The 22962-nt window shown below is 63.3% G+C and carries 15 protein-coding genes; 12 read left to right on the plus strand and 3 right to left on the minus strand.

Annotation, left to right across the window (positions count from 1 at the left end; genetic code table 11):
* Position 1 precedes the first annotated feature (1 nt).
* The 10 genes from AC07VL_RS05085 to AC07VL_RS05130 all read left to right on the plus strand — a co-directional run bounded on the left by AC07VL_RS05085 (position 2) and on the right by AC07VL_RS05130 (position 13159).
* Positions 2-598, plus strand: coding sequence for an LPS-assembly lipoprotein LptE (locus tag AC07VL_RS05085; RefSeq protein ID WP_290599925.1), 597 nt, complete (start codon positions 2-4; stop codon positions 596-598).
* Between the two features lie 10 nt (positions 599-608).
* Positions 609-1625, plus strand: coding sequence for a DNA polymerase III subunit delta (gene holA, locus AC07VL_RS05090; protein WP_494804870.1), 1017 nt, complete (start codon positions 609-611; stop codon positions 1623-1625).
* Positions 1626-1642: 17 nt separating this feature from the next.
* The gene (locus AC07VL_RS05095; protein WP_494804871.1) at positions 1643-2914 is read left to right on the plus strand and encodes a glutamate-5-semialdehyde dehydrogenase; all 1272 of its coding nucleotides are present in this window, start codon (positions 1643-1645) and stop codon (positions 2912-2914) included.
* 69 nt (positions 2915-2983) lie between these two features.
* The gene (locus tag AC07VL_RS05100) at positions 2984-3421 is read left to right on the plus strand and encodes a CopD family protein (RefSeq protein WP_494804872.1); all 438 of its coding nucleotides are present in this window, start codon (positions 2984-2986) and stop codon (positions 3419-3421) included.
* A gap of 9 nt (positions 3422-3430) precedes the next feature.
* Positions 3431-4048, plus strand: a complete 618-nt coding sequence (locus AC07VL_RS05105) for a 2-hydroxychromene-2-carboxylate isomerase (RefSeq protein WP_494804873.1) — start codon at positions 3431-3433, stop codon at positions 4046-4048.
* Positions 4049-4333: 285 nt separating this feature from the next.
* The gene (locus tag AC07VL_RS05110; protein ID WP_494804874.1) at positions 4334-5536 is read left to right on the plus strand and encodes a THUMP domain-containing class I SAM-dependent RNA methyltransferase; all 1203 of its coding nucleotides are present in this window, start codon (positions 4334-4336) and stop codon (positions 5534-5536) included.
* Between the two features lie 189 nt (positions 5537-5725).
* The gene (locus AC07VL_RS05115) at positions 5726-7006 is read left to right on the plus strand and encodes a multidrug effflux MFS transporter (RefSeq protein ID WP_290599931.1); all 1281 of its coding nucleotides are present in this window, start codon (positions 5726-5728) and stop codon (positions 7004-7006) included.
* A gap of 203 nt (positions 7007-7209) precedes the next feature.
* A complete protein-coding gene (locus AC07VL_RS05120) occupies positions 7210-9372 on the plus strand; it encodes an HDOD domain-containing protein (protein ID WP_494804875.1) in 2163 nt (720 codons plus the stop codon).
* 5 nt (positions 9373-9377) lie between these two features.
* Positions 9378-11582 (plus strand): EAL domain-containing response regulator, encoded by a 2205-nt coding sequence (locus AC07VL_RS05125; RefSeq protein WP_494804876.1) that lies wholly within the window; start codon positions 9378-9380, stop codon positions 11580-11582.
* Positions 11583-11584: 2 nt separating this feature from the next.
* On the plus strand, positions 11585-13159 hold the full coding sequence (locus AC07VL_RS05130) for an SEL1-like repeat protein (protein ID WP_494804877.1): 1575 nt from the start codon (positions 11585-11587) through the stop codon (positions 13157-13159).
* 6 nt (positions 13160-13165) lie between these two features.
* Here AC07VL_RS05130 and AC07VL_RS05135 read toward each other — a convergent pair whose 3' ends face one another.
* The 3 genes from AC07VL_RS05135 to AC07VL_RS05145 are packed head-to-tail and all read right to left on the minus strand — an operon-like array spanning position 13166 to position 18249.
* Positions 13166-15556, minus strand: a complete 2391-nt coding sequence (locus AC07VL_RS05135) for a TonB-dependent receptor (RefSeq protein WP_494804878.1) — start codon at positions 15554-15556, stop codon at positions 13166-13168.
* Between the two features lie 36 nt (positions 15557-15592).
* Positions 15593-16924 carry an MFS transporter gene (locus AC07VL_RS05140; RefSeq protein WP_494804879.1) on the minus strand — a complete coding sequence of 444 codons (1332 nt, stop codon included), beginning with the start codon at positions 16922-16924 and terminating at the stop codon, positions 15593-15595.
* Entirely contained in the window at positions 16921-18249 is a 1329-nt protein-coding gene (locus tag AC07VL_RS05145) for an LLM class flavin-dependent oxidoreductase (RefSeq protein ID WP_494804880.1), read from the minus strand. The genes AC07VL_RS05140 and AC07VL_RS05145 overlap by 4 nt, the downstream gene beginning before the upstream one ends.
* 318 nt (positions 18250-18567) lie before the next feature.
* On the opposite strand from AC07VL_RS05145, the gene AC07VL_RS05150 reads away from it, so the two are divergent.
* On the plus strand, positions 18568-19272 hold the full coding sequence (locus tag AC07VL_RS05150; protein WP_494804881.1) for a DUF4197 domain-containing protein: 705 nt from the start codon (positions 18568-18570) through the stop codon (positions 19270-19272).
* 300 nt (positions 19273-19572) lie between these two features.
* Positions 19573-22599: a YjbH domain-containing protein gene (locus AC07VL_RS05155; protein WP_494804882.1), complete on the plus strand. Its 3027-nt coding sequence runs from the start codon at positions 19573-19575 to the stop codon at positions 22597-22599.
* The last annotated feature ends 363 nt before the right edge of the window (positions 22600-22962 follow it).

Here is a 22962-nt window from a genome sequence, read left to right on the forward strand (position 1 = left end):
CATGACGACTTCTTCCTCCGTATCGCTGTTGGGCCGCCGTGCCGTGCTGGCGCTGGGCCTGACTGTCCTGCTGTCGGCCTGCGGCTTCCACCTGCGCGGTTCGAACGGCAGCTTCATGCTGCCGTTCGCGACGATGTATATCGGCTTGCCCGACACGTCGCCGCTGGCGATTGACCTGAAGCGCTATATCCGCGCCGTCGGCAGCACGGAAGTGGTCGACACCAAGAATGGTGCCGACGCCGTGTTCGAGGTGCTCAGCGATCCGGAGAAGAACCGTACCAAGACCATCCTGTCCCTGAACAGCAACGGCCGCGTGAGCGAATACCAGCTCGGTTATTCGATCAACTTCCGCGTGCTGGACAAGGCCGGCAACCAGTTGCTGGGACCGACGAGCATCAGCCTGAATCGTCCGATCACCTTCAACGATTCGCAGGTGCTGGCGAAGGAAACGGAAGAGGCGCAGCTGTACCGCGACATGCGCAATGACATGGTGCAGCAGATCATGCGTCGCCTGGCAGCCATCAAGCCGGTGCTGCCGGCCATGTCGGTGGCGCCGGTGGCGCCCGTGACGCCGGTCGCGCCAGCCCCGCAGCAGTAACGGGGACGTCATGCAATTGCGGATAGACGCGCTCGATGGACATGTGGCCAAGCCGCTGGCGCAGCTGTATGTGATCACCAGCGACGAGCACCTGCTGGCGCTGGAAGCGGCCGACAAGATCCGCCGCGCGGCGCGCGCGCAGGGATATTCCGAGCGCGACGTGCTGACGGTGGAGCGCAGCTTCAAGTGGGGCGAGCTGCTGGCGGCCAACCAGGAGCTGTCGCTGTTCGGTGACAAGAAGCTGATCGAACTGCGCATCCCCACCGGCAAGCCGGGCAAGGATGGCGGCGCGGCGCTGCAAAGCTATGCGAAAAATCTCAGCCCGGACAACCTGACCCTGATTACCTTGCCCAAGCTGGACTGGGCCACGCAGAAGGCGGCCTGGGTCGCCAGCCTGCAGCAGGCGGCCGTGTATATCGAGATTCCGAACGTGGAACGGGCGCAGCTGCCCGCCTGGATCTCCCAGCGCCTGGCGGCGCAGGGACAAAGCGCCGAGCGTGCCAGCATCGACTTCATCGCCGAAAGGGTGGAGGGAAATTTGCTGGCGGCGCACCAGGAAATCCAGAAACTGGGCCTGCTGCATGAAGCGGGCAAGCTCACGTACGAGCAAGTGCAGGACGCGGTGCTGAACGTGGCCCGCTACGATGTCTTCAAGCTGTCCGAAGCCATGCTGGCCGGCGACCCGGCCCGCCTGGTGCGCATGCTGGAAGGCTTGAAAGGCGAGGGCGAGGCGCTGCCGCTGGTCTTGTGGGCCGTCTCCGAGGAAATCCGCACGCTGTTAAAATTGAAGGCCGGTATGGCGCAAGGGCGTCCGCTGGGCGCGCTGCTGAAGGAATACCGCATCTGGGGACCGCGCGAGCGCATGATGGAGCCGGCCCTGCGGCGCATTTCGCTGCCCGTGCTGGAAGCGGCGCTGCAGCAGGCGGCGCAGGTGGACAAGATGATCAAGGGCCTGCGTGCCAAGGGCTACGCAGGCGATGCCTGGGATGCGATGCTGCAGCTGGGCCTGAAGATCGCCAGAGGTTAACTTTTATGGATACGAGCATGGATATCACCGAATATATGCAGGACGTGGGCACCCGCGCGCGCGCCGCCTCGCGCGCCATGGCGCGTGCCGACAGCGCCACGCGCAACCGCGCCCTGACCCTGATAGCCGCGGCCATCGTGCGCGATGCGGACCTGCTGCGCGCGGCCAACCAGCGCGACCTCGACGCGGCTGCCGCCGCCGGCCTGGCGCCGGCCATGCTTGACCGCCTGACCTTGTCCGACGCGGCCATCGCCACCATGGTGGAAGGCTTGACGCAGATCGTGTCCTTGGCCGACCCGATCGGCGAGATCTCGAACATGAAATTCCGACCGACGGGCATCCAGGTGGGGCAGATGCGCGTGCCGCTGGGCGTCATCGGCATCATCTATGAGGCGCGTCCGAACGTGACGGTGGACGCGGCCGGCCTGTGCATCAAGAGCGGCAACGCGACGATTTTGCGCGGCGGCTCGGAAGCCATCCATTGCAACCGCGCGCTGGCCAAGCTGGTGCAGGAAGGGCTTGCCGGCGCCGGCTTGCCGGCCGATGCCGTGCAAGTCATCGACACGACCGACCGCGCCGCCGTCGGCGCCCTCATCACCATGCCGCAGTACGTGGACGTCATCGTGCCGCGCGGCGGCAAGGGACTGATCGCGCGCCTGATGAACGAGGCCACCGTGCCGATGATCAAGCACCTCGACGGCATCTGCCACGTCTACATCGACGCCAAGGCCGACATCAGGAAGGCGCTGGACATCGGCTTCAATGCCAAGTGCCACCGCTACGGCACCTGCAACACCATGGAGACCCTGCTGGTGTCGCGCGCCATCGCGCCTGTCGTGCTGCCGCAGCTGGCCGAACTGTACCTGACCAAGCAGGTGGAATTGCGCGCCGATGCGGAAAGCCATGCCATTCTGGCCGCCGCTGCCTACCCGCACCTGGTGCCCGCCACCGAGGAAGACTGGTCCACCGAGTACCTGGCGGCCATCCTGTCGGTGAAGGTCGTCGACGGCATTGACGAAGCGATGGACCACATCAACCGGTATTCGTCCAAGCACACGGAGTCCATCATCACGGAAGACTACAGCGATGCGCTGCGCTTCCTGCGCGAAGTCGATTCCGCCTCCGTGATGGTAAACGCCTCGACGCGTTTTGCCGACGGTTTCGAATATGGCCTGGGCGCTGAAATCGGCATCTCGAACGACAAGCTGCATGCGCGCGGCCCCGTAGGACTGGAAGGCCTGACCTCGCTCAAATACGTGGTCTTTGGCCACGGCGAAGTCCGCAAATAGTCTCTTTCGCGGGCCGCCCACAAGGCGGCCCGCGCTCTCATTTTTTCCACCTCTGACACTGGGAATCCCATGCTCTTTCTCTGGACCAAAGCCTTCCACATCATCTTCGTCATGTCCTGGTTTGCTGGCCTGTTCTATTTGCCGCGCATCTTCGTGAACCTGGCGATGGAGACGGAAACGGTGGCCACGGAGCGGCTGCTGCTGATGGCGCGCAAGCTGTACCGCTTCATGTCCCTGCTGGCGCTGCCGGCCATGGTGCTGGGACTGGCGCTGATGTGGATGCTGTACGGCGGTGGCGAAGGGCGCATGAAGATGCCGGGCTGGATGCATGCCAAGCTCACCTTCGTGGTGCTGCTGCTCGGCTACCACCACGCCTGCGGCGCCATCCTGCGCAAGTTCGAAAAAGGCCTCAACAAGCGTAGCCACACCTGGTTCCGCTATTTCAACGAAGTGCCGGTGGTGATGCTGCTGGCCGTCGTCGTGCTGGTCGTGGTCAAGCCTTTCTAAGGAGACGAGATGAGTGCTCAACAGAATAAAGTCGTGCAGTATTTCTTTGCGCCCCATTCGCCATGGACCTACCTGGGCCACGCGCGCCTGATGGCCATCGCCGCGAAGACGGGTGCGCAGATCGACGTGCGGCCCTTCGACCTGGGAAAGGTCTTCAGCGTCTCGGGCGGCCTGCCGTTGGCCAAGCGCGCGCCGCAGCGCCAGGCGTATCGGCTGGCCGAACTGGCGCGCTGGTCGGCCTTCCTGCAAGTGCCACTGAATCTGCAGCCGAAGTTTTTCCCCGTCTCGCCGGAAGCGGCGGCCAAGCTGATCATCGCCACCCGCCTGGCGCATGGCGTGGAAGCGTCGCTGAACCTGGCCCACGCCATCATGCGCGGCCTGTGGGCGGAAGAGCGCAATATCGGCGACGAAGAGACGCTGGTGCAGATTGCGCTTGACGCGGGCTTCGAGGGCCGCCAGTTGCTGAAGACGTCGGAAACAGCCAGCGTGCATGCGGAATACGACGCCAACACGGAAGCGGCTACCGCCGCTTCCGTCTTCGGCTCGCCGTGGTACATCGTCGACGGCGATGGCTACTGGGGCCAGGACAGGCTCGATTTTGTCGAGCGGGCGCTGGAGAAGTCGTAAACAAAAAAGCAGGATGTAGATCGGATTAGCGCCTGGCGCGTAATCCGACCAGCTCAGTCAGCGGCGCATGTCGGCTGGCAGTGAAGTAAGTCAGCAGTAGTTTTAACAGAGTAGTTTTTTAATGCAGTAAAAGTAACGACACCCGCAAGCACCGTCGCGAGCGGATCGCCGCTTGTTCGAGAAGCGCAGTCGTACGAAGGTACGGCGAGCATCGCCGGGCGAGCGCCGTAACGCGCAGCAGGTGTCTGCGGGTGTTCACTACAACGGATAAAAGGTATCCTCATTATGGCTTCATATTTTTGCCCATGCCCGCGCGGCATGGAAGCGGCGCTGGCCGAAGAACTGGGCGAGATCGCACAGGATAGTGCGACCATGAAGGTCCACAACCAGGTGCCGGGCGGCGTGCACTGCTCGGGCGACCTGCTCGATTCCTACCGCATCAACCTGCATTCGCGCATCGCCTCGCGCGTGTTGATGCGCATGGCCCATTCCGGCTACAAGACGGAAAACGATATCTATGACCTGACCCTGGCGCAGCCATGGGAGGACTGGTTCGGCGTGCACCACACCATCCGCGTCGACGTCACGGCCGTCAAGTCGCCGCTGCGCAGCCTGGAATTCACCACCCTGAAGATCAAGGATGCGATCTGCGACCGCTTCCGCGACCAGTTCAATGAGCGCCCATCCGTCAACACCAAGACGCCGGACATGCGCATCGTCGGCTTCCTCGATGCGCACACGTTCACCGTCTACCTCGACACCTCGGGTGAAGCCCTGTTCAAGCGCGGCTGGCGCGAAGAGACGGGCGACGCGCCGCTGCGCGAAAACCTGGCCGCCGGCCTGCTGCGCGTGTCGGGCTGGAAGCCGGGCATGGTGCTGTTCGACCCGATGTGCGGTTCCGGCACCATCCTGGCAGAAGCGGCGCAGATGCTGCAGGGGATTCCGCCGGGCGCTGCGCGCCAGTTCGCGTTTGAAAATTTCCACGACTTCGATCCGGCGCCGTGGAATGCCATGAAGAACGCCATCAAGGCCAATCCGCTGCCGGCCGAGCCGACCATCTTCGGCAGCGACATTTCGGGCGACATGGTGGCCATGACGCGCCACAACCTGCGTTGCGCCGGCGTGCGCTTCGAGGTGCCGCTGAAACAGATCGAAGCGCAGGAAGTCAAGCCGCCAAGCGACGTGCCGGGCATCATGCTGACCAACCCGCCGTACGGCGAGCGTATCGGCGTGCGCGGCGACAGCACCATCCCGGAAGATGAATTGTCGACGTCCTTCTACTCGGCCATGGGCACGACCCTGAAACAGCGCTTCGCCGGCTGGACCGTGTTCCTCTTCACGGCCGACCTGGGCCTGCCCAAGCTGCTGCGATTGAAGGAAGCGCGCAAGACGCCATTCTTCAACGGCGCGCTGGAATGCCGTCTGTTCCGCTTCGATATGGTGGCAGGATATAACCGCCGCGAAGAAGCCAAACCAAAAAATAACTGATCAAACCTGCTGCGCGTCGGGAGAGGCGGCCTGTGATGCTCGCCGTACTGGTGTACGGCTGCGCTTCTCGGCCACCTCTCCCTTCCGCTCGCGACGGTTTTATCAGCTATTTTGGAGTCTGTAGACGTTTGTAGTAACGCAGTACCTCGCGCGGACCGCAACCGGTCCGCGCGCCACTTTGGACCCGCCATGTTTCCCACCCCCCCGGCCGATGTGCCGCCAGACCCGGTCACGCCTGTTCCGCCGCCCACTCCCAGCCACATGGCGCCCCTGAGCCGCGGTGCGCTGGCGATGATGCTGGCCGGCCTGTCGATGCTGGGGCCTTTGTCGATCGACACCTACCTGCCCGCGTTCGGCGCGATCCAGGGTTCGCTGCAGGCTTCGCCGCTGGAAGTGCAGCAGTCGCTGACGTTCTACATGCTGGCCTTTGCCGGCATGGTGCTGTGGCATGGCGCGATCTCGGATACCTTCGGCCGGCGCAACGTCATTCTTGTCTCTCTGCTGATGTTCTCCATCGGCTCGCTGGGCTGCGCTTCGGCGCACACGGTGCATTACCTGTGGTTCTTCCGCATCATGCAGGGCGTTTCGGCCGGTGCCGGCGTGGTGATCAGCCGCGCCATCATCCGCGACCTGTACTCGGATGCGGCGGCGGCGCGCCTGCTGTCGCTGGTGACGATGATCTTTTCCATCGCCCCGGCCGTGGCACCCATCCTGGGCGGCTGGATCGTCATCTGGTTCGACTGGCGCTCGATTTTCCTGTTCCTCGCTTTTTATACCTTGGTCCTGCTGGCCTTCTGTTACTGGCGCTTGCCCGAGACGCTGCCTTTGGCCAAGCGCCAGCCCTTCAATCCCCGCTTCCTGGCATCGAGCTATGGCCAGATCCTGCGCTCGCCCCTGTTCCACATCAAGGCCGGCATCGTCGCGCTCAATTTCGCGGGCCTGTTCCTGTTCATCACGGCCGCGCCCGAAATGCTGCCCAAGCAGCTGGGCCTGGGGCCGTCGCAGTTCGGCTGGCTGTTCATCCCCTGCGTGAGCGGCATCTTCCTCGGCGCCGCGGCGGCCAATCGCATCGCCGGCAAGGTCACGTTCGCGCGCCAGATCGGCATCGGCTTTACCTTCCTGCTGTGCGCCGCCAGCGTCAATGTCGTGTTCCACCTGTTCCTGCCGCCATCCTTGCCATGGTCGGTGCTGCCCCTGTTCTTCTATACCTTCGGCATGTCGCTGGTGGGGCCGGGCGCGACCTTGCTGGCGCTGGACCTGTTCCCGCATATCCGCGGCACGGTCGCCTCGTGCCAGTCGTTCGCCAGCACCCTGCTGGGCGCGGTGGTAGCCGGCGTGATTTCGCCGCTGCTGTCCGGCTCCGTGCTGTGGCTGGCATCGGGCCAACTGGCGTTTACGGGCCTGGCGCTGGCCCTATGGCTGATTTCGCGCCGCTTCCGCCACCGTTTGCTGGGACCGTTGAAGCGATAAGTTTCCACTGCGGAACGCTGGATTTATTTCAACTTAATTTTCTATATTGCAAGTAATATGCGGCGCTTATGATAAGATGACTTTTTTCCCGGCATCCTCTCAGGCAGTTTATTTTTGGGTTACAGGAGTGGAGGATTCCTCTGAACGTGGCCGCGCTTCGCTGCTAAGCGCTCTTCCTTATCGAACCGGCAATGCCTGATACGATGCATCAATCTGATCAAGATATTCGCAATCGCCTGCTGATTGCCCGCCTGCCGGCCATGCCGCAGATTCTCATCAAGCTGATCGCCCACCTGCAGGCCGACGATGCCGGCATGCCGGAACTGGCCGCCCTGATCGCCAAGGATGCGGGCATGACCAGCAAGATACTCGGCGTGGCCAACAGCTCCGCCTACCATCGCCAGGGCAAGGTCGTCAGCCTGGAGCAATCGCTCGTGTCGCTGGGCACGGACATGATCAAGACCCTGGTCATCAGCGAATCCGTGTTCCAGACCTTTAACAGCTTCCCGCATTCCGGCAGCACGGATTTGCGCGCCTTCTGGAAAAGTTCGCTGTCGGCCGCCGTCATGGCGCGCGCGCTGGCCAAGGCCATGGCTTATCCGCACGCGGAAGAAGCCTATCTGGCGGGCCTGTTGCACAACGTGGGCCGCCTGGCCCTGCTGGCCACGGCGCCCAAGGAATATGCCTACAATTTCACGGCGCGCGACGACGCTGCCCTGTGCGCGGTGGAGCAGCGCACCTTGCAGATCACGCATGCCGAAGCGGGCGCCTGGCTGATCGAACGCTGGCACCTCGATTCCTTCCTGGCCGACAGCGTGCTGTATCACCATGAACCGCTGGCGCGCCTGGAAGCGAGCCACCCCCTGATCCGCATCGTGCGCCTGGCGCATCTGCTGTGCTGCCATGCCGACGACGCTGAATCGATCACGCAGGCGGCGCGCCTGTGCGCGCTGGATGAAGAAGTGCTGGAGTCGCTGATCGGCAAGGTCGCGCGCCAGGTGGAACAGGCCGCGCAGCACCTGGGCATCGACCTGTCCGGTGCCGACGAAATCGCCGTGCCGCCGGCGTTCGCGCCACCGCCCGTCGATCCGGTGCAGCAGCGCCTGTCCGACGAAGTTCGCAACATGGTCCTCGTTTCCGAAGTGGGGCAGACCTTCGCCCGCCAGCAGGGCGAGACCCATCTGCTGGAAGCCGTCACGCGTTCGGCGCGCATCCTGTTCGATTTCGAGACCACCGTCATCCTGCTGCAGAACCCCACTGGCCATGCGCTGGTTGGCGTGGCGGCGGGTGAGCAGCAGCAGCGCCTGGCCGGCTTTTCCATCCCGCTGGCCAAGGGCGGCCCGCTGGCCGCGTCGGCGCTGGAGTGCCAACTGGCTTTTTTGAAACGCGACATGCCGGCGCTGGGCATCGTCGAGGAACAGCTGTTCCGCATCCTCGGCACGGACAGCCTCGTGTGCCTGCCTCTGGTGGCCGGCCAGCGCAGCCTGGGCGTGCTGATAGGCAGCGTGGCAGCGTGGCAGATTCCTGCCTGCCAGAAGCGCGAAGGATTCCTGCGCGCCTTTGGCAACCAGGCCGCCAGCGCGCTGGAAACGGCGATCAGCGCGCGTGGCCTGGCGCGGCGCCAGCTCGATCACGTGGCCGAGGAGTACCGCGAAGCGTCGCGCCGCGTGGTGCATGAAGTGAATAACCCGCTGTCCATCATCAAGAATTACCTGAGCGTGCTCGATCACAAGCTGGAGAAGCAGGAACCCGTGACGGGCGAGATGGCTATCCTGAACGAGGAAATCGACAGGGTCGGCCAGTTGATCAACGGCCTGGCCGACCTGCAGCCGGTGGCGGCGGGTGGCGTCACCGATAGTGCGCGCGTGGTCGATGACGTGCTGCGGCTGTTCCGCGCCACGGAATTCCTGCCGGCGAAGGTCGAGGTGGTCACGCGCATGCACGATGCGCCCAGCGAAGTGGAGGCCGATGCCGACACGCTCAAGCAGATCCTGCTCAACCTGCTGAAAAATGCCGTCGAAGCCTTGCCCGATGGCGGGCGCATCGAAGTGATAAACCGTGGTCACGTCAACCGCGACCGGCGCCTGTACCTGGAACTGTGCGTCAGCGACAACGGCGCCGGCCTGGCGCCCGAAGTGCTGGCCAACCTGTTTTCGCCCGTGCGCAGCAGCAAGGAGGGTGCGCATCATGGCCTGGGCCTGTCCATCGTGCATGAACTGGTCACCCGCCTGCATGGCGCGATCGGCTGCCGCAGCAGCAAGTCCGGCACGTCGTTTGAAATCCTGCTGCCCATTCCCCAGCCGCAGGGCGCTGCCGCCGCTTCCGCCGCGCTGCCCGCGCCCGGTAACACCGCTCTATCCTTGTAACGTCCATGAATTCCTTCGCTACTCCGTTTGACCTGGAAAATAGTCCGCGTATCCTGCTGGTCGACGATGAACCCCGGCTGCTCGCCTCCTTGCACGAGCTGCTGAAGGACCGCGGCTACCAGCTCTACACGGCCACCTGCGGCAGCGAGGCGCTGGCGCAATTGTCGAAACTGCGCTTCGACCTGATCCTGCTGGACCTGCGCCTGCCCGACATGAGCGGCCATGAAATCATGGACCACATCAACCGGCGCGGCATCGAGGGCGACGTGATCGTCATGAGCGGCGATGTCGGCATCGAGGCGGCCATCGGCGCGCTGAAACGGGGCGCCTACGATTATCTGCGCAAGCCTTACAGCCGCGAGGAATTGCTCAAGACGGTGGAGAACGCGCTGCAAAAGCGCAAGCTGGCGCTGGAAAACGAGCGCATCGCGCTGCAGCTGGAAAACTCGGAAAAGATGTACCGCTACCTGGTCGACAGCTCGCCCGACATCATCTATACCTTGAACCACGAAGGCCGCATCACCTTCATCAACGATCGCGTGCACCAGTTGCTGGGCTTTAGCCGCGAAGAACTGCTTGGCAGCCACTATTCCATCCTCGTGCACGATGAAGACCAGGAGCGGGCACGCTACGCCTTCAATGAACGCCGTCTCGACGATCGCGCCTCGCGCAATGTGGAACTGCGCCTGAAGTGCCATAGCGGCAGCGGCAGCGACCGTACTTTCAACAATACCCTGATGACGATTCCACTCAATTCGATCGGCATGCACAGCCTCGATCACGAGGCGAGGAAGCAGGAATATTTCGGCACGTACGGCGTGGCGCGCGACATCACCGACCGCAAGCGCGCCGAGGAAGTGATCTCTTACCAGGCCTATCACGACATCCTGACGGACCTGCCGAACCGCATGCTGTTCAAGGACCGCCTGGGCCTGGCCGTGATCCAGGCGCGCCGCAAGCTGACGGAACTGGCCGTGATGTTCATCGACCTGGACCGCTTCAAGCTGGTCAACGACACGCTCGGCCACGTGAAGGGCGACGAGCTGCTGCAGCAGGTGGCACTGCGCCTGAAGGATTGCCTGCGCCGCGGCGATACCCTGGCGCGCCAGGGCGGCGACGAATTCACCATCGTGCTGCCGGAGCTGCGCGACCGCCAGGATGCGCGCCTGATCGCCGACAAATTCCTCGAATGCCTGCACCAGCCCTTCGACCTCGATGGCAACCAGGTGCACATTTCCGCGTCCATCGGCATCGCCATCTATCCGGGCGATGGCGAAACCATCGACGAGCTGCTGCGCCATGCCGACATCGCCATGTATCAGGTCAAGGCGCTGGGCAAGAACGGCCACAGTTTTTATCACGAGTCCATGCTCGATGTGTCGCACCAGAAGATCGCGCTCGAGCAGAGCCTGCGCAAGGCGCTGGAACTGAACCAGCTGGAGATGTATTACCAGCCGCAGGTGGACGTGACGACGGGCCGCATCGTCGGCGCCGAAGGCCTGATGCGCTGGAACCACCCGCAGCGCGGCTTGCTGACGGCCGGCGAATTCCTGCCGTTTGCCGAGGAAAACGGCCTGATGCTGCCGATCTCGGACTGGATGCTGGGCGCCCTGTGCCGCGACCTGCTGCAGTGGAACGCGGCCGGCGGCGAAGCCGTGCGCCTGTCGCTGAATCTGTCGCCGCAGTACCTGGACCGTGGCGACTTCTTCGAGAAGATGCGCGGCGCGCTGACGCGCTACGGCATCGCGCCGGAAAAGATCGAAGTGGAGATCACGGAAAACATCTGCATCCGCAATCCGCAGTATGCGATCGAGCAGTTGAACAAGCTGTGCCAGCTGGGCGTGTCGGTGGCCATTGACGATTTCGGCACCGGCTATTCCTCGCTGTCGTATCTGCACCGCTTCCCCATCCACACGATCAAGATCGACCAGTCGTTTGTGAAGGAAATCCACGACGAGCACGGACACTATCCCGTCATCCTGGCCATCATCTCGATCGCGCGCGGGCTGGGCCTGCACCTGATCGCCGAAGGCGTGGAGACGGAAGGCCAGGCGCGCTACCTGCAGGACAAGGGCTGCACCACGATGCAGGGCTATCTGTACCACCGCCCCATCTCGCTGGGCAGCTTCATCGCCGTGCTGCAGGAGCAGAACCGCCTGATCGCCGATGCCGCCCCCGTGCTGCCGCAGACGCGGGCTATCGAGGCGTGACCGTGCCGCTTGCCGATCCCCGTTACACGGCTGTTCATTACACGGCTGACTACCTGCGCCTGAAGGGCCTGGCCGAGAAAGGCAATGCAAATGCCCAGCACAGCCTGGGCTTCATGCATTTCAACGGCCAGGGTGCCGAGCAAAGTTATGCGCTAGCCCTGCACTGGTATGGCCTGGCGGCGGCACAGGGACTCGAACATGCGCAATACAACCTGGGCGTGATGTGCCAGAAGGGCCAGGGCGTGGCGCAGGATTTCGTCCGGGCGGCGCACTGGTACCAGCAGGCGGCAGAGCAGGGCTACGCGGCGGCGCAGTACAACCTGGGTTGGCTGTATGCCAAGGGCCAGGGCATCGCGCAGGACAGCGGCCAGGCCATGCTGTGGTTCAGCCGCGCGGCGGAACAGGGCGACGCGGGTGCGCAGAGTAACCTGGGTATGATGTACGACAATGGCAAGGGCGTGCCGCAGGATTTCGTGCAAGCCATCAATTGGTACCGCAAGGCCGCAGAGCAGGGCTATGCGCGCGCGCAGTACAACCTGGGCCTGCGCTATGACAATGGACAGGGCGTGCGCCAGGACCGCCAGCAGGCCACGGCGTGGATGCGCAAGGCGGCCGAGCAGGGCTATGCGCCGGCCCAGTTCAACCTGGCGCTGCGCTATGAAAATGGCGACGTGCTGCCGCAGGATAGCCAGCAGGCGATTGCCTGGTACCGGCGCGCGGCCGAGCAGGGCCATGCCAGCTCACAGTTCAACCTGGGCCTAATCTATGACAATGGCCAGGGCGTACCCTGCGATAAACAGGCGGCCCTGGACTGGTACGTGAAGGCGGCAGGACTTGGCCATGCGGCGGCCCAGCACAACCTGGGCTTGCACCATGAGCATGGCGCGCACGATTACGCGCAGGCGCAGGCGTGCTACCGCCAGGCGGCGGAACAGGGTTTTCCCGCCGCCCAGTATCAGCTGGGACGGTTGTACGAACATGGCCAGGGCATGCCGGAGGATGCGCAGCAAGCCGTGTACTGGTACCGCAAGGCGGCCGAACAGGGCCACGTGCGGGCGCAGTTCGACCTGGGCCTGCGTCACGAAAATGGCCAGGGCGTGCCGCAGGATCTGGCGCTGGCGCTGGAATGGTACCGTCGCGCCGCAGAGCAGGATTACGCGCCCGCGCAATACATGCAGGGCGTGTTGCACGACCGCGACGATGGTCCGGCGCCCGACAGCCAGCAGGCCTGCGCCTGCTATTGCCGCGCCGCCGCGCAGGGCCACAGCCTGGCGCAGTTCGCGCTGGGCCTGCGGCATGACAATGGCCAGGACGTACCGCAGGACTATGCCGCCGCCTGGGACTGGTATGCGCTGGCCGCGCGCCAGGGCCATGCGCGGGCCCAGTTCAACTTGGGCCTGATGGCCGCCAGCGGCCAGGGTAGCCCGCTCGACTTGCAGCAGGCGTATATCTGGCTGTCGATGGCGGCGGCGGCCGGCGTGGCCGGTGCGGAAAAATCGCTGCGCCAGACGGCGGCGCGCATGCGTGAAACAGATCTGATCCAGGTGCGCCAGCGCCTGGCAGCGCTGGCCGATTAGCGCCCATTAAAAGTCGTAGCGCGCGCTGGCGCCCACCGTGCGCGGCTGGCCTGCCGACGCCGCATAGGCATTCGTCCCCACGCCCGTCAAGCCGAGGAAGTAGCGCTTGTCGAACAGGTTGCGCGCCCACAGCGAGAAATCCCAGCGCGCGTCGCCCTGGCCCACGCGCCAGCCCATACTGGCGTTGGCCAGGCCATAGCCGGGCAGGCGCGAGTAGCGCGAGTTGTTGATGTCGCCGAAGCTGTCCGAACGCAGCGCCAGGTTGGCATTCGCATACTGCTCCACTTGCGCACCGAGTTTCTGGCGCCACTGCACGCTGGTATTCAAGATCCATTTTGGCGCGCCGTTGACGCGGTTGCCGGCGATGCCGCGGCTGCCCTTGCCGTAGCCTTGCAGGGGATTGAGCGGATTGCCCAGGTCATTGAAGGTTTCGAACGGCGTCGGTCCCGTGCCATTGTCGAAGGTGGCGCTGGTGTAGGCGCCATTCACGGCCAGTTCCAGCTGGCGCGACAGACGCGCGCGCGCGTCGAATTCGAAGCCCTTGCTGGTCAGGTCGCCGATGTTCGTCAGCACGCCGATGTAACTGGCCAGCGGCGCATACGGCACGTTCGTCACGCCCTGGTAATCCTTGACCTTGGTGATGAAGACATTCGCGTTGACGGTGAGGCGGCTGTCCAGCCACGCCGTCTTGATGCCCACATCCAGGTTGCGCGCCTTTTCCGGTTCGATGACGATGGACTGCACGCCAAAGGCCGAGCCGACGGAGGCGACGCCGTTGACGTTGTAGCCGCCCGATTTTTCGCCCTGCGACAGGGTGGCATAGGTCAGCACATCGCGTTCCAGGCGGTAGCTGGCATTGAGCAGGCTGGCCACGTTCTTGTCGGTGCGGCGCAATGTGCCGGAGTCCCAGAAAGCGAAGATCGGATAAGCCGTGTACGGCGACGGATTGCCCAGCGCGTTTTGCACGACGCGGCCCTGCTTGCGTTCGGAATTCAGGCGCAGGCCCGCGCTCAGGTCCAGCCTGGGCGCGAGATGCCAGGTTTCCTGGCCGAAAACGGCGTAGCTGTCCGTCTGCGCTTCGCCATTGCCCGACATCAGATTGTTGTTCGGGTAGCCGCCGCCCGAGACGGCGGACGCCAGCGGCCCCGTGTCGTAGTGGTTATAGCTGGCCGTCTTCTGGTGATAGAAGTAGGCGCCCAGCACATAGTCGTAGGATTTTCCCGTCGGCGAGGCGAGGCGCAGCTCTTGCGAGAACTGGTGCTCGCTGGTGCTGAAGCCGCCGGTCAATGCTTTCAAATCGCTGGAATCGAGGTCGTTCTTCGGCTCGAAACGCCAGTCGCGCCAGGCCGTGATCGACGTCAGCGCATAGCTATCGGCGCCGCTGCCGAGCTTCCAGTTCGCTTCCGCCGAGACGGCGTTTTGCCGCACCTTGGCCTGCTGCTCCTCGTCGATGCTGACGTTGTAGTCGTAGGGATTGAAAATGACTTTGGTCGCGCCCTTGGCTTGCAGCCACAGGCCGTAGTTGGTGGCGTTGGTCGGCAGGCTGCCGCCGGCCGCGCCCCGGTTCAGGGGGCCGTAGGCGTACGGCACCAGGGTGCCGGTGCTGGAATCTTCTTCATTGTGCTCGGCGATCAGGCGCAGGCTGAAATTTTGGCCCGGCTTGATCAGCGCCTGCGCGCGCACGCCCTTGCGGTTGATTTCATTGAAGCGGCGATTGTCCTGCAGGTTCTTCAGCCAGCCATCGTCGTGCGTGTCGTAGGCAGCGATGCGCACAGCCACCGTGTCGCTGACGGGACCCGAGTACCCTCCCTTGAACTGGCGGTAGCCGCGCTGGCCCAGCGACACTTCCAGGTGGCCTTCGCGCTCGAAGGTGGGCAGGCGCGTGCTGATATTGAGCACGCCGGCCGTGGTGTTCTTGCCGAACAGCGTGCCTTGCGGGCCGCGCAGCAGGTCGACCTGCTCCAGGTCCAGCAGGTCGAACACGGCCTGGCCGGGACGGCCCAGGAAGACGTTGTCGAGGTAAATGCCGACGCTGCCTTCCAGGCCTTCGTTGGCCGTGTTGTTGCCGATGCCGCGCACGGCCACGCTGGACTGGCGCGCATGCAGGAATTGCGAGGTGACGTTGGGCAGCGCCTGCTGCAAGTCCTGCACCTGGTAGAGTCCCTGGGCTTCGAGCTGGGCGCCGCTGACGACGGTAATCGGCGCCGGCACATCCTGCGCCTTTTCCTGGCGCCGGCGCGCCGTGACGGTGATGCTTTGCACCTCGCCGCCGTCCTGCAAGACGGGGGTGTTGGCGGCTGGCGCATCATCGGCACGCGCAGCGCCGAGGGGCCCGAAGACGGCGGCGACCAGCAGGGCGCCGGAAGTCAGTGTGAGGGGATGGATTTTCTTGGACATCGTTAAGCCTGTTGTTAGCGTGATGATCGGTGTTTTTTACAAGGGCTGCAACTGGTGCTGTGCCACTTTGCCCAGGTCGCGCCGGTAGTAGCGCAGCGCCAGCAGCAAGGTGGCCAGCTGCAGCGCGCCGCCGGCCAGCGCCAGGACCAGCAGGGCATCATTGAGGCCGAAGCGGTTCGACAGCAGGCCCGCCAGCACGGGCCCTGGCACGGAGCCGAGCAAATGCAGGGTGACGACGGCGCAGGTGGCGGAAAAAGGACGGAAGGCGGGATGCACGAGTTCCTGAGTCATCGCCAGCGGTCCCGTGCCGGCGGCCGAGACGACAAAGGCGCCCGCGATCACGAGGCCGTACTGCCATGCCAGGGCGTGCGCGATGCCGAAGGCGCTGCCCAGCATGGCGGTGGCGGCCAGCGAGGCGGCGATGGGGAACAGCAACTTGGCCAGTTCATTGCGGCGGTTGTAGTGGTCCATGACCCAGCCACCGAGCGGCACGCCGACGATCGACAGCAGCATCACGCCGCTGGTCATGAAGGACGCCTGCTGCACCGGGATGTCGTGGAAGCGGTTCAGGTAGGTGGGCAGGAAGAACACGGCCGGTACCCATTGCAGGGTGCCCATGGCGGCGCTCAGGTAGGCGAACACCAGCGAGGGCGTGCCGGCGATGACGGCCAGGCGGCCGCGCAATGCCGGCTCGCCAGGGGACTTGGCGGCGGTGTCGCGCACGCTGACGGTCTGGTAGTCCTGGCCGCGGTACAGCCACAGGGCGATCAGCAGGCCTGGCAGGGCCATGATGCCCAGCGCGTGGCGCCAGCCGTAGTGCGTGGCAACATAGCCGCCCAGCGCCACGCCCAGCGCCATGCCGATCGGCTGCGCGGAGGAGAACAGACCGAGGGCCAGCTGGCGCCGGCGCTTGGGAAAGGCGGCGCTGATCCAGGTGTAGGCGACGGGTGCGTAGCCTGCCTCGCCCGCCCCCACCAGGGCGCGGCTGGCGGCCAGCTGCGTGACGCTGCCCGCCAGGCCGCCGGCCGCCGACGCCAGGCTCCAGATGACGCCCATGATGCTGGCCGTCTTGACGCGGCTCCAGCGCTCGATGGCGATCGAGGCGGGAAACGCGCACAGCACCATGCCCAGGGTCAGGATGGAGCTGAGCATGCCGGCCGTGGCATCCGTGATGTGCCACTCGGCCTTGATGGATGGGATCAGCGCGGCAAGGATCATGCGGTCGGCGAAGTCGAACACCATCAATAGGCACAACAGGCTGAAAGTCTGCACCGTGCGGCGCCGGCCGAACAGGTAATCGTTCGCAGGCGTGGCGGCAGGGGAGGAAGCTGGCGCTGGCGGCGTCGCGGGCAGGGCGGCGGCGCTCATGCTGCCAGTCCCAGCGGACGGGCCAGGCCCAGGTGATCGCGCAGGGTATGGCCGCTGTACTCGGTGCGGAACAGGCCGCGCCTTTGCAGTTCCGGAATCACCAGGTCGACGAACGCTTCCAGGCCATGCGGGAAGGTGGGCGCGAGGATGTTGAAGCCGTCGGCGGCGCCGTTCTCGAACCATTCCTGCAACTGGTCGGCGATGGAGGACGGCGTGCCCCAGATCACGCGGTGGCCGCGTGCGCCGGCGGCGCGCTGGTAGACCTGGCGCAGGGTCAGCTTGTCCTTTTTTGCCATGTCGATGAACAGCTGCACGCGGCTTTGCCAGCCTTCGCCCAGAGGCAGTTCAGGGAACGGTTCATCGAGCGGATATTTACTCAGGTCGACGCCCGTCAGTCCCGACAGCAGACCCAGGCCGATGACGGGGTCGATCAACTCCTGCAACTGGTCGTAGCGGGCCTTGGCCTCTTCCTCGGTGGCGCCGATGATGGGCATGACGCCGGGCAGGATCAGCAGCTCGTCGTTGCTGCGGCCGTGCTGCGCCAGGCGGGCTTTCAGGCCGCTGTAAAAGGCCTGCGCGCCGGCCAGGGTCTGCTGTGCCGTAAACACCAGTTCGGCGGTGGCGGCCGCCAATTCCTGGCCATCCTCGCTGGAGCCGGCCTGCACCAGCACGGGATAGCCTTGCACGGGGCGCTGCGATTGCAGGGCGCCGCGCAACTTGAAGTACTTGCCTTCGTGCTCGAGGACTTTCAGCTTGGCCGGATCGAAGAAATTGCCGCTGGCCTGGTCGAACAGATAGGGATCGTCGCCCAAGCTGTCCCACAGTCCCTTGACGACATCGACGTATTCGCGCGCGCGCTGGTAGCGCTCCGTGTGCGGCACTTGCGCGGACAGGCCGAAACTTTTTGCTTCCCAGTCCGTGCCCGAGGTAACCAGGTTCCAGCCGGCGCGTCCGCCGCTGATATGGTCGAGCGAGGCGAACTTGCGCGCCAGGTGAAACGGGTGCAGATAGGTGACGGAAGTGGTGGCCACCAGGCCGATATGCTCGGTGGCGCCGGACAAGGCGGCCAGCAGGGTCAGCGGTTCAAAATAATACGGCAGGGCAGCGCGTGCCAGCAGCGCGGGCGGGCCCTCGGGAAAGCCTACCGTGTCGGCAAAGAAGATGGCGTCGAACTTGCCCCGCTCTGCCACGCGCGCCAGATGCTTCAACGGTTCCAGGCGCGTTGCTTCGGCCGGGTCGACGTCGGGATGGCGCCAGGCGGCGATGTGATGCCCGACACCCTGCAAAAATGCCCCCAACCGCATTTGTCGCTTGCTACTGCTCATGAGCCGTTCCTTGATAGAAATGAAGACAGGCCCAGAGCGTAGCCAGAGTGTCAACTTTGACGAACGAATATATGTGGATATGGTTATGCGTTTCCTCCACCGCAGAGGGCGTCTTCATAGCCATATCTGCCTGCTTCCCACGTGGGGATGGCAAGTCAAACGTGCGTGAATACAACAGGATTTGCTGTATCTTGCACTCCCCCGCACTGGGGAGGGGACGATTTTGCCGCGAGAAAAGTCGCTGTCGTCGCCGGCGTTTTGCTATGCTAGGCAAGCAAAATCGCCCCGTGCCTTGCTGGATTTAAACAAAGGAAGAATATGCGCCTGACCTCCCTCTCCCGCCGCCCAGTTGCCGTCGTGTGTGCTCTGGCGCTGCTATCGTCCGCCGCCGGGGCGGCCAATCCCCTGGCATCCCTGACCAATCAGGAGGCCAGCAGCGGCCTGAAGGCGGCGCTGGAGGCCGGCTCGGCCGCCGCCGTGGCGAAGTTGGGCGTCGAAAATGGTTTCTTGAACAATGACAAGGTGAAGATCAAGCTGCCCGGCATCCTCGAGCAAGCCAAGCCCTTGCTGAAAATGACGGGACGCGGGCAGCAACTGGATGACCTGGTGGTGTCGATGAACCGTGCCGCCGAATCGGCCGTGCCCCTGGCCAAGCCTTTGCTGCTCGACGCGGTGAAATCGATGAGTGTCACGGACGCCAAGAATATCCTGTCGGGTGGCGACACCTCGGTGACTGACTTTTTCCGCCAGAAGACCTCGGCACCGCTGGCCGTCAAGTTCCTGCCCATCGTGAAGTCCGTCACGGACCGTTCCGGCCTCGCCAGCAAGTACAACAGCACCATGAGCCAGATCGGCAAATCGGGACTGGTGCCGCAGCAGCAATCGACCGTGGAAGGCTACGTGACCGACCGCGCGCTCGATGGCCTGTACCTGATGATCGGGGAAGAAGAAAAAGCGATTCGCAGCGATCCGCTTGCGTATGGCAGCAAGATTATCGGTAAGGTTTTCGGCAGCTTGAAGTGATTGCCTCGTACTCAGCAAAGCCACAGGCACTGCTGGCACCTGGCTGCCAGGTGTATCGCAAGGCAGACAAGTTAAGCATTTGCTACAAGAAAACAATGTTAAAATCCTGCGACATAAATTCCAGACGTCCTGGTTAATCGGTCGGCTGGGAATGCCCGTTTTTAGTGGCGAACCAATGCATGGCATTACAAAATGCCCGCAGGTTGGCCTATTTTCGTTGTATTCACGTCCCCTCAGGCTCGTTGATTTTCTGAATGCATTGTCAGAATTCCAAGTGCAGGATATTTTAGGTAGCCGGATTTGTTAAGCGTACTCAGAAAATCAATTAATTATACGTGGTGTGGTTGTCTGGTGTTGGGCGCGCCTTCAGCGCTTGCGGCCACGCCGAACCATGGCGGTCAATCGGGTTATATCAACATGCCCAGCGCCGTGGTGGAAACGGACGGTACTTTCAGCGTCGGTTACAGCTACGATAGTCCGTATGGCCAGTTATGGGCCACGTCAAATATTCTGCCTTTCCTGCAAATGACGGGACGTTACGTATCAATCTCCGGCATTCCTGGTTTTACCAATGTGCCCGGTGAATATGGCAGTGGCTACGGCCGTTACAAGGATAAAGTCGTCGACGGCAAATTACGCTTGTGGACGGAGTCGGAATGGCTACCGTCGGTGGCTGTCGGCATGACGGATATGTTCGGCACGGAGCTGTTCAAGGGACAGTATGTCGTCGCCACCAAGACTTTTGGTGCGAGCAAGAACATCGAAGCGAGCCTGGGTTATGCCCGCAAGCGACCGGACGGCCTGTTTGCTGGCGCGCGCTGGACGCCGACGGCATTGCCGCGCTGGTCTGTGGTTGCCGAGTATGACACGACGCAGTACCAGCGTGATTACCGCGCCAGCGAAACCAATGCCGGCAAGCGGGGGAAGGGGGCATCCGTGGGCCTTGAATACCGCTGGGGTTGGCTTGCCCTGCAGGCGGCGCGCAGCCGGGATCAGTTCAGTCTGAACGCCTTTGTCAGCATCCCGTTTGGCGAGCGCGAGTTTGTTCCCAAGGTGTTCGAACCTGCCTATTTTGTGGACGACAAGAATCCGCCACCATTGCCAAGCAAGGAAGACTGGCACCGTGACCCTGGTTATGGCGCCGACCTGGTCAATGCCCTCGTGAAGCAGGACTACAAGAACATCCGTGTCGAGCAAAAGGGTAATGTCTTCAGCCTGAGCCTGACCAATAGCCGTATTTCGAACATGGGCCGCGCTGTGGGCCGCGCGGCGCGCACTGCCGTCGCCTTTATGCCCAAGGGCGTGACAACCCTGCGCATCACGTATACCAAGCTGGACCAGCCGATTGCCACCTACGAATTTTTCGATTTGCCGAAACTGAACGACTATTTGGCTGGCAAGATCGACCGTCAGGCTTTCCTCGACGTCGTTCTGTTGCGCTATCCGGAAAAGAGCGATGTTATCCGGGATGATCAGCAAGGCTGGTTGCAAGAGTTTCTCGACAAGCCTGCGCCGGTAGTTGCCGTCACACCGGCGCCAGTACCGATACTCGCTGTCGCGCCTGCGTCGGCCGTTACGCCTGCTGTCGTTGCGCCATCAGTATCGGCGCCTGCGCCGGCCGCTTCCGCACCTGTGCCGGCATCCGCCAAGGCGGCAGATGTGGTCAAGGATGATGGCAAGCTGGCAGTCGGCGTTGGCCTGGATGGCGACGTGGTACAGATCAAGTCGCTGGACCGGGAAGCGAACCGCTTCAAGATTGCGCCGAAGGTGGGCTTCTTCTTCAATGATCCGAGCGGCGCTTTCCGCTATTCGATCTCGGCAGTCGCCAATTATGATCGCCGTCTGAGCGACGGCTTGTACCTCAATAGCGCCGCCAGCCTGCAACTGCTGGAAACGGTGTCGGGCGTTAAGCAGCCATCGAACAGCAATTTGCCCCATGTGCGTACCGATGTGGCGGAGTATTTGCGCGGCGGGCGTTTCTCGCTGAGTCGCGTCTTGCTGAACAAATACGACAATCCTGCCGAACGCGTGTATACCCGCCTGTCGGCCGGCCTGTATGAAGATATGTTCCGCGGCGTTGGCGGCCAGGTGCTGTACCTGCCGAAAGATAGCCGCTGGGCGGCCGACTTGGCCGTTGATGCTTTGCAACAGCGCGGCTACAAGGGCTTGCTCGATTCCCTCGACTACAAGACGGTGACGGCAATTGGCTCCTTGCATTACCGCTTGCCGCACGATATTACCGTCACGGCACGTGTCGGTCGCTTCCTGGCGAAAGACACGGGCGTGCGCATGGAATTCAAGCGTCGCTTCCAGTCCGGCATTGAGGTGGGTGCCTGGTACACGCATACGAACGGCAACGATATTACCAACCCGGGCACACCAGCGAAGCCATACCAGGATCGCGGCGTTTTCCTGTCCGTGCCGCTGAACAGCATGCTGCCGATGGATACGCAGTCGACCGCCGGCTTTGCCATCTCGCCATGGACGCGCGATGTGGGCCAGATGGTGGCATCGCCTGGCGACCTGTACGACATGTTCGAGCGCCCGCGAGCCGACATGCACAGTTATGATGGCCTGGGCAACTTTGCCGAACGCCGGGACGAACAGAACCTGCCAGCCGTCAATCCCCCGGACAAGCCTTTTGTCAGCCCATGGCCAGCCATGCGCGCGCGTCTGGAGCAGTCTTCGTCAGCTATGCCGCAGCCGGCCGAGTGGGTCAAGGCCACGGCACTGATCGGTGGTGTGGTGGTGGCCTCGGCGCTGGCCGACAAGCCCGTTGACCGATTCGTGAAGAAACATCAGGATGCCGCTGCGTTCCGCAATTGGGACAAGCTGGGCAAGGCCATGCCATATGCAACCGTGGGCGCAGCAGCTGCCGCGTTTGCCCTCGGCGATGACCGTATGCAAAATACGGGATTGATTTCCATGCAATCGATCGCGGCGGCAACGGGTATTGCCGTAGCGGGAAAATATGCGTTCGGCCGCGCACGCCCTGATGAGGATCGTGGTCCATGGACCAGCGTCGGGGGGGGCAATTCTCGTTCGAATTCCTCGTTACCTTCGGCGCATGCGGCGATCGGCTTTGCCGCAGTGACGCCGTTCGCCAAGGAATATGATGCCCCGTGGCTGTATAGCGTTGCCGCTGTCGGTTCCGCAGGACGGGTGTTTGGCCGCAAGCACTGGGTTTCTGATACGGTTGCCGGTGGCATCGTTGGGTATGCTATGGGCAGCTGGCTGTGGCACGCCCAGCGTGACCAAAGCAAGTCGGGCCTGTCGATCAATCCGGGGCCGAAGGAAATTAGTGTGACCTGGCAAAGTAAATACTAGGCGTCTGTGTTGATCGGGATGGATTTTGCGGCCAGTCACCAGTAGCGTGGACATGGTGCGAGCAGGACGTTTGCGAGTCGGCAATGGAGCTACGCTTCTGAGGAGCGCCATAGCGGGCTGGTGCTTATACCTGCCGGGACAGGACGTTAAGGCGGGTCGCATTGCTGCATTGCCCGAGTTTTTTTGCCATAAAAACATCGGCCAGGCAATCATTTGCCGAGCAGGCTATTTGCGCAAGGACCTGCCTATTTATTGGGGGCGTTTTTTGGCATGGAGAATATCTATTTGTCAGATTAAGTGTTCCCGGAGCAGGCGTCGCTCAAGTTGCGCAGCGGCTGGATTGCCTGCGCGGGTGGTGCTGCC

The organism is Janthinobacterium sp. GW821-FHT03C08, assembly GCF_059420905.1.